The sequence below is a fragment of the Neobacillus drentensis genome (assembly GCF_036965645.1).
Lineage (GTDB): Bacteria > Bacillota > Bacilli > Bacillales > Cytobacillaceae > Neobacillus > Neobacillus drentensis_D.
On record NZ_JBALPZ010000160.1, the window covers coordinates 1 to 13,958 of the forward strand.

A 13,958-nucleotide genomic window follows, 5' to 3' on the forward strand; every position below is an offset into this window, starting at 1 on the left:
TTACTAGCTGCATAAAAAGTCTTTTTTAAACTGTCCACTTTATGGGTCACAGTTCACTATTTAGCATTCTGTGATTCTTTTAAATTTCTCAAAATAAAATAACAGCCATACTTCACTGCGCGATTGCGAATAGCTTCCCTTGTTCCTCCAAGGCTAAGCTTTTCAACTACGGTCGGCTTTCCCTTAATAGCAACCCCAATATAAACCGTGCCAACCGGTTTCCCTTCAAGCTCATCCGGACCAGCTACACCAGTGAAACTAATACCAATATCAGCACCTAAAATGCGAGCAGCATTTTCCGCCAGCTCCACCGCACATTGTTCACTCACGGCGCCATCAATATCAAGTGTTTCTTGTGCAACTTGCAAAATGTTATGCTTGACTTCATTCGAATAACAAACCACGCCGCCTTTATACACAGAGCTCACGCCACCCACAGAAGTTAACTCCTTCTGGAACAAGCCCCCCGTCAAACTCTCAGCAGCCGTAATCGACAGGTTTCTATCTTTCAACACGTTGGTAAGCTCTGCTAATAGAGAAGTATCATCATATCCATAAATAAACTGACCCACTCGTTGACTGATCGCCTTTTCCACTTCATCCAGCATAGACTGTGCAACATTCTCATCCAGATGTTTTGCCGTCAATCGCAGTGTGACTTCACCATCGCCAGCCAGCGGGGCAATCGTCGGGTTACTTTGAGCATCAATGAGATCCATAATTTCCGTTTCCAATGCAGCTTCCCCGATTCCAAAGAAACGCAGCACCCGAGAAACAATTTTTTCATTCGCCGCATCCTTAGAGGCTAGCGCAACGCATCCATATTGACGAAACATTGGTTCCATTTCCTTAGGAGGACCAGGTAAAAGCATATAGGTATTACCGTTTGTTTCCAACACCATTCCAGGAGCCATCCCATGATCATTTGGAAGGATGTGAGAGCCTTCTAATACTAATGCCTGCTTTCGATTATTTTCCGTCATCACACGATTAGTGCGCGCGAAATAAAGTTCAATAGACTCTAATGCATTTTGGTCCAACACTAGATTTTTCCCAAGGTGACGGGCAATCGTTTCTTTTGTTAAATCATCCTTAGTTGGTCCCAATCCTCCGGTAAAAATAATGACATTTGCGCGTGTTTCAGCCGTTTTAATGGCAGAAAGCAGCCTGTCAGGATTGTCCCCCACAACTGTATGAAAAAATACGTTGATTCCAAGGTCCGCTAATTGCTGCGAAATAAACCGGGCGTTGGTATTAACAATTTGACCGAGCAACAACTCTGAACCTACCGCAATAATCTCAGCATTCTTCAATTAAAATCCCCTCCTTAACTAAAATTCAAAAGTATTATTTTGAATTTTTTAACACATGGCTGTTCTTAGCGAAATAATCCCAGCCTGACCAAATAGTAAAAATCATGGCTACCCACAAAGACAAAATATCAAATCTAAATGAAATCATTTCAAAAATAAAATTATGTAGTAATAGTGAAGAAATCGCGATAATTTGTGTCCATGTCTTAATTTTACCAAGCATATTCGCCGCAACAACCTCACCTTCCCCTGCTAGTAACAAGCGAAGTCCAGTAACAGCGAATTCTCTGCTGATAATGATGATTACAATCCAAGAAGGTGCATAGACATCATTAAGTTCTACAAGAACAATGAGGGCTGCTGACACTAGTAATTTATCAGCCAATGGATCAAGGAACTTCCCCATATTGGTGACCAGGTTATATTTACGTGCATAATGACCGTCCACCCAGTCAGTAGTGGAAGCTAGTATAAAAATAAGTGCACCAATAAAATGGGTAACAGGCATATCTGCCCCAAGAAGATGCATGTTACCCCAATCAAAGGGTACGAGCATAATAATTAAGAATAATGGGATTAATAGGATCCTTGATACCGTTATTCTATTAGGAATATTCATAATTTCTTCTCCTTATTGAAAAAAGTGAAAAATAGTCATCAGCAGATGACTATTGATTCTTCAGAACATATTGAATCTTGATGTTCTGAACATTGGCTGTTGCTGGAATGGCATACTCAAGCTTTTGATCGTTTACATAAATGTCTGTATCTGCAGCATTTCCAACCCTAATCACAGCCATATTTTCTGCAGATAAATCTTGTGTTTGACTCTCGGTTCCCCCTTTTTTAAGGGTCCCTTGGAAAAAGGTTTTCTGTTTTCCATTTTTAATGCTTACCCATGTTTGTCCTTTTGAAACTAACTTAACGACAAATTTATCAGCATTTTTCAAATCGTAGGTAGTGGTATTACCCTGTGTTTGAACAGCTGTTAATTCCTGCTTTGGAGTATCCGCAGGCGGGGTCGTTTCCGTCTTTGTCTTTGCAGCTTCTTCTTCTTTTTTCGTTTCGTCCTCTTTTACTACTTCATTAGCTTTTACTTTTTCAAGTTGGCTTGATTTTTCAATTTTAACCTGTTCACGGTCATTACTAACTGTTTCCTTATTATTATCACCAGCATGGTTGGCAACAAAGTAATATACAACACTAGCAACACCAATGACAAATATACCTATTAAAACTTTCGGCAGAACATCAAATATTCTTGAATTCCCTTCTGAAATCGTCTTGTGTGTTTTCACTCGTGATAAATGATGCAATTCATCATTATGAGAGGCCGGAATTTCGTTCTTATAGGTTTCAAAGATTTCATCAGGATTTAAATTTAGCGCTTCTGCATATTGCTTAATAAAGGCCCTTACATAAAAATTCCCGGGCATACTTTCATAATTTCCTTCTTCAATCCCCACTAAATATCGCTTTTGAATTTTGGTAATGGTCTGAAGATCGTCCAAGCTTAAATTTTTAGCTAATCGGGCTTCCTTTAATTGATTCCCTAGTTCCGTCACCTGTAACACCTTCCAATTAATTAAAAATCAAAATCTCCAAAATCTGATCCGGAGAACATATTATGCTGGTCAACGACGTCGTAAGTAATTTCTTCATCGGCATCGTTGCGAAGTTCAATAATATAATCGAAATCGTCTAGCGTGTATTCTGAATTTTGCACAAAAATATCAGGATGCTCAATCACCTTAACGGAGGGCAAGCGCATAATTTCACGAACAAGCTGCCAATGACGTTCGTTTGCACGTCTAGTAGAGACAATTCCATCAAGAATAAACAAATTGTTAGCGTTATATTCATCCTCGATCAACTGATTACGAATCGTTTGTTTCAACAAAGTGGATGAAACAAACAACCACCGCTTATTTGCACAAACACTTGCTGCAACAAGTGATTCTGTTTTACCAACGCGAGGCATTCCGCGAATACCGATTAGTTTATGCCCCTCTTGCTTAAATAATTCTGCCATAAAATCAACTAATAATCCAAGTTCATTTCGCACAAAACGAAATGTTTTTTTGTCATCAGCGTCCCGTTGAATATAGCGTCCATGTCTAACAGCTAGTCTGTCACGCAGTTTTGGCTCTCTTAGTTTTATTAGTTTTATTGTGTCCATTGTATTTAAAATTGACTCAAGCCGTTTTATTTGATCATCATCTTTTGCTAAGATTAACAATCCACGCCTGCCTTCATCCACCCCATTAATGGTAACAATATTAATGGCAAGCATCCCTAATAAAGAGGAAATATCACCCAAAAGACCAGGTCGGTTCTTTTGAATCTCATATTCTAAGTACCATTCTTTTTTCATAAATAAAAAACCCCCAAAAAGAAGTTTCGACAATTTTCTTACACTGTCACATCTAAACTTTATAATAAATGATTTTGATAGAAGATGAAAGGAAAAACCATGAATCTGATGGATTTATTAAAAAATCTATAACAGTAGAGCAAGAAGGTTTACTAAAAGCGAAAAGAGAGGAGACCATTTAGTCCCTCTCTTTACGCTTTAGCCGTTATTTGAAATTAGTTTTACCATCATATTAGCAATGGCCTGCTGTTCTTGTTTATCAGCAACGGACCAAAGATCTGCAAGAATTCTTTCTTGTTCATTTTTTGGTTCAACTTGATTGGCTAAGTAGTCACCAATTTGAAAAGCAAGGTTACTAATAGCACCTTCACTCATGCCTTCATTTTGTGCATGATGAAGACGGTCCGCTAAGAAGTCTTCCCATTGTTTCCAGTTTTCTAAAACAGACATCGTATTCCCTCCTTTAGAATAGTACAAGGTTATTTTGCGAAGAATCACCCAGAACTATTCATCCACTAACCTGAAATTTTCCTTATGTGTACCATCCACCGTTCACAGACAACACCTGTCCTGTAATATAAGAAGACTCCTCTGAAAGTAAAAAAGATACACTTGAAGCAATTTCTTCGGGTTTCGCTATTCTCCCCATTGGGATATCGAAAGAAATTTGCTCTAGTTCTTCAGAAGTGAAGCCTTCCATCATCGGGGTATCCACCGCGCCTGGGGCAATGGCATTTACGCGAATGCCATTTAAAGCCACTTCTTTACTAAGTGCTTTTACAAAGGCGATTTGTGCACCCTTAGCAGAAGAGTAGGCCACTTCACATGCTGCGCCCGTCTGTCCCCATATAGAAGTAATCACAATGATACTCCCTGAACGTTTGGTTAAAAATTTAGGTAATAACTCTTTGGTCAGCATTAAGGGATTTAAGACATGGATATTGAATAACTCTTGGGCTTCTTTATGGTCTAGATCTACTAGCAGTCCATAATGACTTTTTCCACCGCAATGGATTATTGCATCTAATGAAAAGATCTGAGGCACTATGGACTGATAGCCATTTGTAGAGGCAAAGTCTGCCTTAATGGGTATGTACTCACCGCCTAATGGCTCGAGCTTTTTTATTAATTCCCGGATTGTTTGTTCGTTTTGATTGTAATGCAGGTAGAGATGATAGCCTTTTGCCGCTAAATGCAGGGCGACTGCTTGTCCGATTCCCCCGCTTGCTCCCGTTAATAATACATGTTTATTCACTTACATCACTCTTTCTTTAATAAGGACCATTCACTGTTACCTAACCGTCATCCGCCAGTGTGAGCAGGATTACGCTAGTAAAAGCATCATGTCCGCCACTTCTATATGCTTTCCGCCAGTAAATTGACCTGTGCGCCACTTTTATATGTTATCCGCCAGTAAACTAACCCATGTGCCACTATTAAGTGCTTTCCGCCAGTTAATTGACCCTTGTGCCACTATTAAGTGTTATCCGCCAGTTAATTAACCCATGCGCCACTTTTTATATGTTATCCACCAGTTAATTCAACATGCAAAGAAGCGCCGTGATATCGACGCTTCCTCGTTTTACTTTTGTTTTGGTATTACCTGGCACACAGAGAAACGTTCCTCAGAAATGACTTCAGATGCTAACTTTTGAACGTCCTCTAAGGTTATTTTTTCCAACGTTGGCACCACATCAAATAAATTCATATCATTAAACGCATAACGAGTAAATTGATTAGCTATATATTCAGGTGAATTTACAGCCCGTAAAAACGCACCAATTTTCTTCTTTTTAGCTCTTTCTAACTGTTCTTCGTTAAACACACTTCCCTGCTTTGCAGCAAGGAGCACTTGTCTAAGCCTCTCAGCAAGCTTATCAGGTTCTCCAGTATCTCCTCCGACCATCGCAAAACCAAAGCCTTGCTCCTGAGTATAGTCGTAGGAGAAGGTTTCATCGACAAGACCCTCGTCGTAGAGCTTGTTGTAGTTTTCGGAGCTTTTTCCAAACAATAAATCAAGCAGTACATTCATAGTTAACTCATTTTTCAACAGCACTTCGCCCGATTGATCAACATGAAGAGCTTTGATTCCGAGCAGAGTTTTAGAGGTTTGGACATTCATTTGAAGAACCTGTTTCTTTTCAGCAGCCTGCGGCGGCTCTTCTTCAAATTTCCGCTTAATTTCCGGCATATCCTTATAATCTTTTTTAGCCTGGTTATCTCTCACCTGAGTCATTATCTTATCAGGGTCTACAGGACCAACAATAAATAACAGCATATTACTTGGGTGATAGAAAGTATTATAACACTCATAAAGCCAATCCTTATCAATATCGGCAATTGATTCAATCGTTCCAGCAATATCAATTTTCACTGGATGATTTTGATATAAGTTCTGGATTAAGCCAAAGTATAAGCGCCAATCGGGATTATCATCATACATAGTAATTTCCTGACCGATGATCCCTTTTTCCTTTTCCACTGTTTTCTCGGAGAAATATGGACTCTGTACAAAATCAATCAGTGTTTCTAAATTTTTCTCAACATCAGACGTACTTGAAAATAAATAGGCCGTACGGGTAAACGATGTAAAGGCATTGGCTGAAGCCCCTTGACGGCTAAATTGTTGGAACACATCCCCATCTTCTTTTTCAAACAGCTTATGCTCTAAAAAGTGGGCAATCCCATCTGGGACCTTGACATACTCTTCTTTGCCGAGTGGTACAAAGGTGTTATCAACCGAACCGTATTTGGTTGTAAAGGTGGCATATGTTTTATTAAAACCTTTCTTCGGCAGAATATAAACATTTAAGCCATTGGACATTTTTTCATGAAAAAGTTCTTCCTGAAGCTGGTCAAAAGTAATTTTCTCCATTATTTGCCCGCCTCCGTTCCCGTTAAGAAATAAATCGTATCAAGCTGAATCTTTTCTGCCACGGCTGTGATTTCTTCCTTTGTGACATTATTCATTTCATTCATCCACGTATCAAGAGAAATAGTCGTACCTGCAACCACATTGTGATAAAGGATTTCGGTTAAACCTCTGGCCGTGTCGACAGTCTCCATAATTTGATTTTGGATAACCGCCTTTGTTTGTTCCAATTCTTGATCAGTAAAATCCCCTTTTTTCATTGCATCCATTTGTTCATGAATAATTCCGACTGCCTGGTCATAGTTTTTCAAATCAATCCCGGACATGACCAGCATTAATCCTTTATGGCTCTCAAGCCGGCTTGCTGCGTAGTATGCAAGACTGGCCTTTTCACGAACATTAATAAAGAGTTTCGAATGCGAGAAGCCTCCGAAAATTCCATTAAACACTTGGAGGGCAAAATAATCAGGATCTCCATAAACAATATTGGTTCTGTACCCCATATTTAATTTACCTTGTTTCACGTCTTGTGCTTCTTTTACTTCGTTCACATCAGTTCGATGAGTTGTTTTGTCAGTTTGATTTTTTTTCGGAGTGCGGTTTTCAAACTGCAGTAATTGGCCAGCTAATTGTTTTACCTCTTCTTCCTTTACGTCACCAATGACATACAAGTCCATCTCATCTTCTAAAAAGGCCTTCTGATAATATTCGTATAAATTTTCCGGTGTGATCGCATCTACATCGCCCGCTTCACCATTTACCTGGAGGGCATATGGTTCTCCTTTACACATTTCTTCTAAAAGGCGGACATTGGAATAGCGCATTTTATCATCGAAAACAGATTGAATCCGTGATTTAAGTACTCGTTTTTCCTTTTCCACTGTATCCTTATCAAAGGAATTCCCAGAGGCGTTTGGTTTCGTCAAAATCTCAGACAATAGTTCAAACCCTTTTTTCAAAAGAGGGGCCGGGTCGCTTAAAAATTTTTCATTGGCTATTTCTAAGGTTACACTCATGACGTGGTACTCACCTTTTTTAGCCAAATCAACAAAAAGAGTGGCGCCATATAGCTCATCTAAATAAGATCGTAATGCTGTTGTGGAAGCATATTTAGCTGAGCTGCTTTGTAAAACATGCGGGAGCAGGGCCCGTTTTGTTACATCTTCTTTTGTTAAAGGGGCTTTCATTCTCCAGACGAATGTATTGGTCTTATACTTTTCAGTTTCAATAATATGGAGTTTATAACCCTGCAATTCTGTGATTTTTTCTGCAGTTGAGTCCATTGGTAATCCTCCTTTTTCCTAAAGGGCTTACTTATAGCATATGTAAACATTTTTCTTTATATCTTTTCCTTTTAGATAAAACCTATACTTCTTACTATAATTTGCCATACCCATTTTACACAAGAAATACGTCTCTTTATAAAAAAAGAGCTCTCAAATGCTGAGAGCTCTTACTTGTATTATTGTCTAGTTCCGGCGCCTAGGGGCTCGGGGGCATAAGCCCCTTGTCAAGGCGCTTCCGCTTTTAGTATTATCTACTTCCTTTTATATAATGCGTTCCACTTGCTTTTGGAGCATCAGCACGGCCGATGAATCCAGTTAAAGCGAGCACCGTTAATACATATGGAGCAATTAACAAGTAGACATTTGGAATTTCTTTCAAGAACGGCAAACTTGAACCGATGATACTGATACTCTGAGCAAAACCAAAGAATATCGCCGCACCCATTGCACCAAGTGGATGCCATTTACCAAAAATCATCGCCGCAATAGCCATAAAGCCTTGACCACTAATGGTAGAGTGGCTGAAGTTAGAGGTAATCGATTGAGCATATACTCCTCCTCCGATACCACCCAAGGCTCCTGAAATAATTACACCTAGATAGCGCATTTTTGTCACATTAATCCCCATTGTATCAGCCGCCATTGGATGTTCTCCAACAGAACGAAGACGTAGACCAAATGGTGTTTTAAACACAACATACCATACGATAATGGCAACGATAATAGCCAGGAAGGAAGTCCAATAAGTGTTTTGGAAAAATATTTCACCTATAATCGGGATATCTTTTAAAACCGGAATATCAATTTTATTGAAGCCTATGTTGATAATATCGGTTTCACCTTTATCATAGATAAGCTTTACCAAGAATAAAGTTAAACCTGTTGCTAGTAAGTTAATCGCAACCCCAGAAACCGTATGGTCTGCACGGAAAGTAATCGCTGCTACAGCATGTAACAAGGAAAAAATCGCTCCTGCAACCATGGCTACTATGATTGCCAGCCATGGAGTTAAACTTCCAAACGTGTCCACAAACGTAAGGTTAAACACGATGGCAGTAAATGCGCCGATTACCATTAACCCCTCAAGACCAATGTTTACAACCCCAGAACGTTCTGAGAAGATACCGCCTAATGCAGTGAAGACAAGTGGAGCTGCCCATAACAAGGTGGATGGAACGACGATAATTAAGATTTCCATTAAGCTCAACTTACTTCACCTCCTTTTTACTGAATCGATCAAGAAATGCTCTTATTATATAACTTGAAGCAACAAAGAATACGATCAAAGCAATAATGATATCAACCAGTTCATTTGGAACACCTGCTTCGAGCGGCATGTTCAATGCCCCTACTTTTAATGCGCCAAATAATAAGGCCGAGAAAAATACACCCAAAGAGGTATTCGCACCAAGCAAGGCTACTGCAATCCCATCAAATCCAACTCCGGTAAAACCGCCTTTTACAGTTGCATATCCAAAAGTACCTAAGCCTTCCATGGCCCCGGCCAATCCGGCAAATGCACCTGCAATAACCATAGAGAGGATAATATTTCTATTTACATTCATCCCTGCATAGTGTGCTGCATGCTGATTAAAGCCGACTGCGCGTAATTCAAATCCTCTTGTCGTTCTTTCGAGTAAAAACCACATCACAATACAACCGATAATGGCAATAACAATACCCCAGTGAAGTCGTGAATAATCTGTAATACTTTGTAACCAATTAGATCTTAATGTCGCTGTTTCCTTGATCATATCGGTTTTATCTTGATTATTAGTGATGATATTTTTAATAATATAGTTGGACACATGTAATGCTACATAGTTCATCATAATGGTAACAATTACTTCATGAACGCGAAAACGAGCTTTTAAGAGACCGGGAATAAATGCCCATAAAGCCCCTGCAGCCATAGACGCTAATATGGCAAGCGGTAAATGAATTATTTTTGGAAGATCAAAGGCTACCCCCACCCAAACTGCCGCAAGCCAGCCGACTAGAAATTGACCTTCTACCCCAATATTAAACAGCCCAACACGAAAGGCAAATGCCACCGCTAAACCAGCTAGAATATACGGAGTAACTTGTCTAATGACTTCCCCAAAATAATAAGAATCACCAAAAGCTCCATTCCAAAGTGCCGTGAAAGCTGCTAGAGCATCATAACCGCTGACAACCATGATAATGGTTCCAACGATAATACCTAATAATACGGCAATTATGGGGGTTAAAATACTATTAAAGCGTTTAAGCATTGGAGTGTTCACCTGCTTCCTTTCTATTTGACCCAGCCATCAACAAACCAAGTTCCTGCTCAGTTGTTTCTTTTGGATTGACAATGGCAACGATTTTCCCCTCATAGATGACGGCAATTCGATCACTCACGTTTAATATTTCATCCAACTCAAATGAAATAAGCAGTACTGCCTTACCATGGTCACGCTGATCAATGAGACGTTTATGAATAAATTCGATTGCTCCAACGTCCAACCCGCGTGTAGGCTGTGCTGCAATTAACAGATCCGGATCTCGATCGATCTCTCGTCCGATAATCGCCTTTTGCTGGTTTCCTCCGGAAAGTGCTCGAGCCAATGTATACTCGCTTGGTGTCCGAACATCAAACTCACTTATTAGTGTTCTTGCCTTTTTATAGATTTCTTTAAAATTTAAAACACCACTTTTTGAATATGGCTTTTTATTATAAGTTTGCAAAACCACGTTCTCGCCAATCGGGAAGTTTAAGACTAGACCGTGTTTATGACGGTCCTGTGGTATATGGCCCACACCTGATTCGGTAATCTTCCGAGGTGTATGGTTGATTAGCTCTTTTCCATTTAATTTGATGCTGCCACTTTCTGACTTACGTAATCCGGTAATGGCTTCAATAAATTCGGTTTGTCCATTCCCGTCGATCCCTGCGATACCAACAATTTCACCGGCTTTAACAGTTAAATTTAAGCCATTTACAATATTAATGCCGCGAGAATCTTTTACTACCAACTCCTGAACATTAAGAACATCATGTTGGGGTTTAGCTTCTGCTTTTTCTGTTTTAAAGGTTACTTCACGTCCAACCATTAAGCTCGCAAGTTCGTTAGGATTAGTTTCACTTATATTAACGGTACCAATCCCTTTACCCTTACGGATAACTGTACAACGGTCTGCCACTTCCATAATCTCTTTTAATTTGTGGGTAATGAGAATAATAGATTTCCCTTCTTTTATAAGCGTTTTCATAATTTGTATAAGTTCTTTAATTTCTTGCGGCGTCAGGACAGCAGAAGGCTCGTCAAAAATAACAATCTCAGCACCGCGGTATAATGTTTTTAATATCTCTACCCTTTGCTGCATTCCCACGGAAATATCAGAGATTTTTGCCTGAGGGTCAACGGCCAGACCATAACGTTCTGAAATTTCACGGACCTCTTTTTCAGCCTTTTTAAGATCAATTCGACCGCCAGTTGTCACTTCTCTGCCAAGTATAATATTTTCCGTAACCGTAAATGTGTCGACAAGCATAAAGTGCTGGTGTACCATTCCTATTCCAAGATCATTTGCAATATTTGGGTTAGTAATATTAACAGGTTTTCCTTTTACACGAATTTCACCTTGTTCCGGCTGGTATAAACCAAAAAGTACATTCATTAAAGTGGATTTACCTGCACCATTTTCACCAAGTAATGCATGAATTTCGCCCTTCTTTAATTGAAGGGTAATGTTATCATTCGCAACGAAACCGCCAAACTCTTTACGAATGTTGAGCATTTCAATTACAAAATCCATCTTTTTCACTCCCTGTATTAAGATAAAAGGAAATTTTGACCAATAGTAGTAAGAGGTCAGACCTTTCAGATTTTTAAAAAAACAGGGATCTCCTCCCCAGTAAAATCTTCAATGAAAAGTAGAATAAACTTCTACACTTCAGTTAAGATTTCAATAAGAAGGAATAAGCAGGCAATAACCCGCTTATTCCTCTTTTTTATTATTTTGTGCTAAAAGTTTTTAATTCTGCCCGAGTGCCAGGAACTTTTATTGAACCAGATTTAATTTTGTCAGTCCAATCTTTTACAGCAGTTTCAATAGCAGCTTTATTTGGAGCTTTGCTATTGATTGGTGCTAAACCAACACCATCTTCAGCAAGTCCATATAACGCGACCTTTCCGCCAGGGAAATTACCATCTTTCGCTTTTGTAGAAACGTCGATAACAGCATTGTCTACACGTTTAAGAGCGGAAGTTAAAACAACATCTGGACCCATGTTTGCTTGGTCACTGTCAACTCCAATTGCCCAAATTTCACGAGATGGATTTTTTTTCTTAAGGTCATTAGCTTCTTTAAATAAACCAACACCTGTACCACCAGCAGCATGGAAAATGACATCTGCTCCAGAAGAGTACATTTTTGAAGCGATTGATTGACCAAGTTCAGCTTTATCAAACGCACCAGCATATTGAATGTCTACAGTCGCCTCTGGTTTTGCCGCTTTAACACCAGCTACAAATCCTGCTTCAAAACGTTCAATTACAGCACCTTCAATACCGCCAATAAATCCAATTTTATTGGATTTGGTCGTCATGGCAGCTGCAACCCCCGCTAGGAATGATGCTTCTTGTTCTTTAAACAGGATGCTTGCAACGTTGTCTTGTTTTACTTCAGAATCAACAATTGCAAAATGGTGATCTTTTTGTTGCTTGGCAATTTCTTCAACGGCACCTTGCATTAAGTAACCAATACCAAAAACTAAATCAAAATCTTGACGTGCAAGAGTGTTTAAATTGGTTGAATAGTCTGCATCGGATTTTGATTGGATGTAATCATATCCGCCCTTACCTTTTTCCATTCCGTTGTCTTTACCAAACTTTTGAAGACCTTCCCAAGCAGATTGGTTGAATGATTTGTCATCAACACCACCAACGTCAGTAACCATCGCTACTGAGAAAGTATCTTTGTTTCCACCTGTAGATGTATCGCTTTTGTTATCACTTTTTCCACAAGCACCTAAAAGTGTCCCAGCAGCAAGAACTAGAGATAACGCCATTCCAATTTTACGCTTTTTCAAAGAATTGTACCCCCTAAGATTATTTACTTGGTTTGATTAAGTAGAAATGTTTAAAAAAGTGTTACAGTTTTTATTTACCCATATTAACAAAAAAATCAAGTTCTTTTTCTTAATACATGAAAACTAAACTTATCTGCTTTAAAATAGTTTACCGAAAATAATACAGGTTCATCCGTTTCATCAAAATGCATTTGTTTTAAAACTAACAAAGCAGTTTCTGGATCACATTCTAAAATGGGAGAAATTTTTTCATGATACCCCAAAGGCTCGATTTGGGCAACAGCGTATGTAATTCTGCGATTGGCCTCTTCATCTAATATTTGAAATATAGATTCTTCCTCATGAGAAAATGTCTCAGGCAATATGTTCTCCGGAACCTTATCAATGCAATAGACGACTGGTTCTCCGTTTGCTGTTCTTACCCTCTCCATCACGAAAATATCCTCATTAGCTGAACATGAAAAACGGCGAATATCCTCTTCGGTCGGACCTTGCGTTGATGAACTTAAGAAAATGGTCCCTGGCTTCATCCCAACTTGTTTGATCATGTCAGTGACACTATTAAGTTGTTCAATCCCAGAAGTAAACATGGGTCTCGCGCTTACAAAGGTACCAACACCATGGCGTCTTATAATGACGTTTTCCTCTTCAAGTATCCGGAGTGCTTCCCTAAGAGTTGCCCTGCTTACACCTAGTTGTTTTGCAAGATCGAATTCCGATGGCAATTTTTCTTTTTCTTTATATACACCGTTTTCAATATCTTGCTTTAACCGATCAATTACTTGTAAATATAAGTGCCGGTTATCTGACTTAATGGACATGCTGTTTCCTCCAGCCTTTTTCCTAAGACATCAGACATCTGATATCATTCCTACTAATCGGATTTATATTAACATTTTTCTCTGGATAAATAAATAGGAATATAGAATTTCGTCGAAAAAAGGGGGTAAATATGCTTACAACCAATACAACGCTTACATTTTATGCCGAATTCCGCGGATTTTGTTGAAAATTGCAGAATAATAGGAAAAATCCATATATTCATCATCGATTC

13 protein-coding genes are annotated in these 13,958 nt (G+C 39.1%); all 13 read right to left on the reverse strand.

What is annotated here, in order from left to right; translation table 11 throughout:
* Positions 1-56: 56 nt before the first annotated feature.
* Positions 57-1,313 (reverse strand): competence/damage-inducible protein A, encoded by a 1,257-nt coding sequence (locus V7266_RS25370; protein ID WP_335472029.1) that lies wholly within the window; start codon positions 1,311-1,313, stop codon positions 57-59.
* Between the two features lie 34 nt (positions 1,314-1,347).
* Positions 1,348-1,932, reverse strand: a complete 585-nt coding sequence (gene pgsA / locus V7266_RS25375) for a CDP-diacylglycerol--glycerol-3-phosphate 3-phosphatidyltransferase (RefSeq protein ID WP_335472030.1) — start codon at positions 1,930-1,932, stop codon at positions 1,348-1,350.
* Positions 1,933-1,981: 49 nt separating this feature from the next.
* Positions 1,982-2,878, reverse strand: coding sequence for a helix-turn-helix domain-containing protein (locus tag V7266_RS25380; protein ID WP_335472031.1), 897 nt, complete (start codon positions 2,876-2,878; stop codon positions 1,982-1,984).
* A 20-nt stretch (positions 2,879-2,898) separates the two neighbouring features.
* Positions 2,899-3,687 (reverse strand): DUF3388 domain-containing protein, encoded by a 789-nt coding sequence (locus V7266_RS25385; RefSeq protein WP_285857789.1) that lies wholly within the window; start codon positions 3,685-3,687, stop codon positions 2,899-2,901.
* Between the two features lie 198 nt (positions 3,688-3,885).
* On the reverse strand, positions 3,886-4,137 hold the full coding sequence (locus V7266_RS25390; protein WP_098528659.1) for a DUF3243 domain-containing protein: 252 nt from the start codon (positions 4,135-4,137) through the stop codon (positions 3,886-3,888).
* 82 nt (positions 4,138-4,219) lie between these two features.
* Positions 4,220-4,942, reverse strand: a complete 723-nt coding sequence (gene ymfI, locus V7266_RS25395) for an elongation factor P 5-aminopentanone reductase (RefSeq protein ID WP_335472032.1) — start codon at positions 4,940-4,942, stop codon at positions 4,220-4,222.
* Positions 4,943-5,269: 327 nt separating this feature from the next.
* Positions 5,270-6,562: an EF-P 5-aminopentanol modification-associated protein YfmH gene (gene yfmH, locus V7266_RS25400; protein WP_335472033.1), complete on the reverse strand. Its 1,293-nt coding sequence runs from the start codon at positions 6,560-6,562 to the stop codon at positions 5,270-5,272.
* Positions 6,562-7,842: an EF-P 5-aminopentanol modification-associated protein YfmF gene (yfmF, locus tag V7266_RS25405; protein WP_335472034.1), complete on the reverse strand. Its 1,281-nt coding sequence runs from the start codon at positions 7,840-7,842 to the stop codon at positions 6,562-6,564. Before yfmF ends, yfmH begins: the two co-directional genes overlap by 1 nt.
* Positions 7,843-8,092: 250 nt before the next feature.
* Complete coding sequence (locus tag V7266_RS25410; RefSeq protein ID WP_335472035.1) at positions 8,093-9,052, reverse strand: ABC transporter permease; 960 nt, start codon at positions 9,050-9,052, stop codon at positions 8,093-8,095.
* Between the two features lies 1 nt (position 9,053).
* Positions 9,054-10,100 (reverse strand): ABC transporter permease, encoded by a 1,047-nt coding sequence (locus V7266_RS25415; protein ID WP_335472036.1) that lies wholly within the window; start codon positions 10,098-10,100, stop codon positions 9,054-9,056.
* A complete protein-coding gene (locus V7266_RS25420) occupies positions 10,093-11,628 on the reverse strand; it encodes an ABC transporter ATP-binding protein (RefSeq protein WP_335472037.1) in 1,536 nt (511 codons plus the stop codon). Before V7266_RS25420 ends, V7266_RS25415 begins: the two co-directional genes overlap by 8 nt.
* A 199-nt stretch (positions 11,629-11,827) precedes the next feature.
* Positions 11,828-12,904 (reverse strand): BMP family lipoprotein, encoded by a 1,077-nt coding sequence (locus V7266_RS25425; RefSeq protein WP_335472038.1) that lies wholly within the window; start codon positions 12,902-12,904, stop codon positions 11,828-11,830.
* A 95-nt stretch (positions 12,905-12,999) separates the two neighbouring features.
* A complete protein-coding gene (locus V7266_RS25430; protein ID WP_335472039.1) occupies positions 13,000-13,725 on the reverse strand; it encodes a GntR family transcriptional regulator in 726 nt (241 codons plus the stop codon).
* Positions 13,726-13,958: the final 233 nt, after the last annotated feature.

Excerpts from the sequence above, each read along its gene's own strand:
- V7266_RS25415 (WP_335472036.1), bottom strand. The coding sequence starts at position 10,100 with ATGCTTAAACGCTTTAATAGTATTTTAACCCCCATAATTGCCGTATTA.
- yfmH (WP_335472033.1), bottom strand. The coding sequence starts at position 6,562 with ATGGAGAAAATTACTTTTGACCAGCTTCAGGAAGAACTTTTTCATGAA.
- V7266_RS25420 (WP_335472037.1), bottom strand. The coding sequence starts at position 11,628 with ATGGATTTTGTAATTGAAATGCTCAACATTCGTAAAGAGTTTGGCGGT.
- V7266_RS25385 (WP_285857789.1), bottom strand. The coding sequence starts at position 3,687 with ATGAAAAAAGAATGGTACTTAGAATATGAGATTCAAAAGAACCGACCT.
- V7266_RS25390 (WP_098528659.1), bottom strand. The coding sequence starts at position 4,137 with ATGTCTGTTTTAGAAAACTGGAAACAATGGGAAGACTTCTTAGCGGAC.
- yfmF (WP_335472034.1), bottom strand. The coding sequence starts at position 7,842 with ATGGACTCAACTGCAGAAAAAATCACAGAATTGCAGGGTTATAAACTC.
- pgsA (WP_335472030.1), bottom strand. The coding sequence starts at position 1,932 with ATGAATATTCCTAATAGAATAACGGTATCAAGGATCCTATTAATCCCA.
- V7266_RS25430 (WP_335472039.1), bottom strand. The coding sequence starts at position 13,725 with ATGTCCATTAAGTCAGATAACCGGCACTTATATTTACAAGTAATTGAT.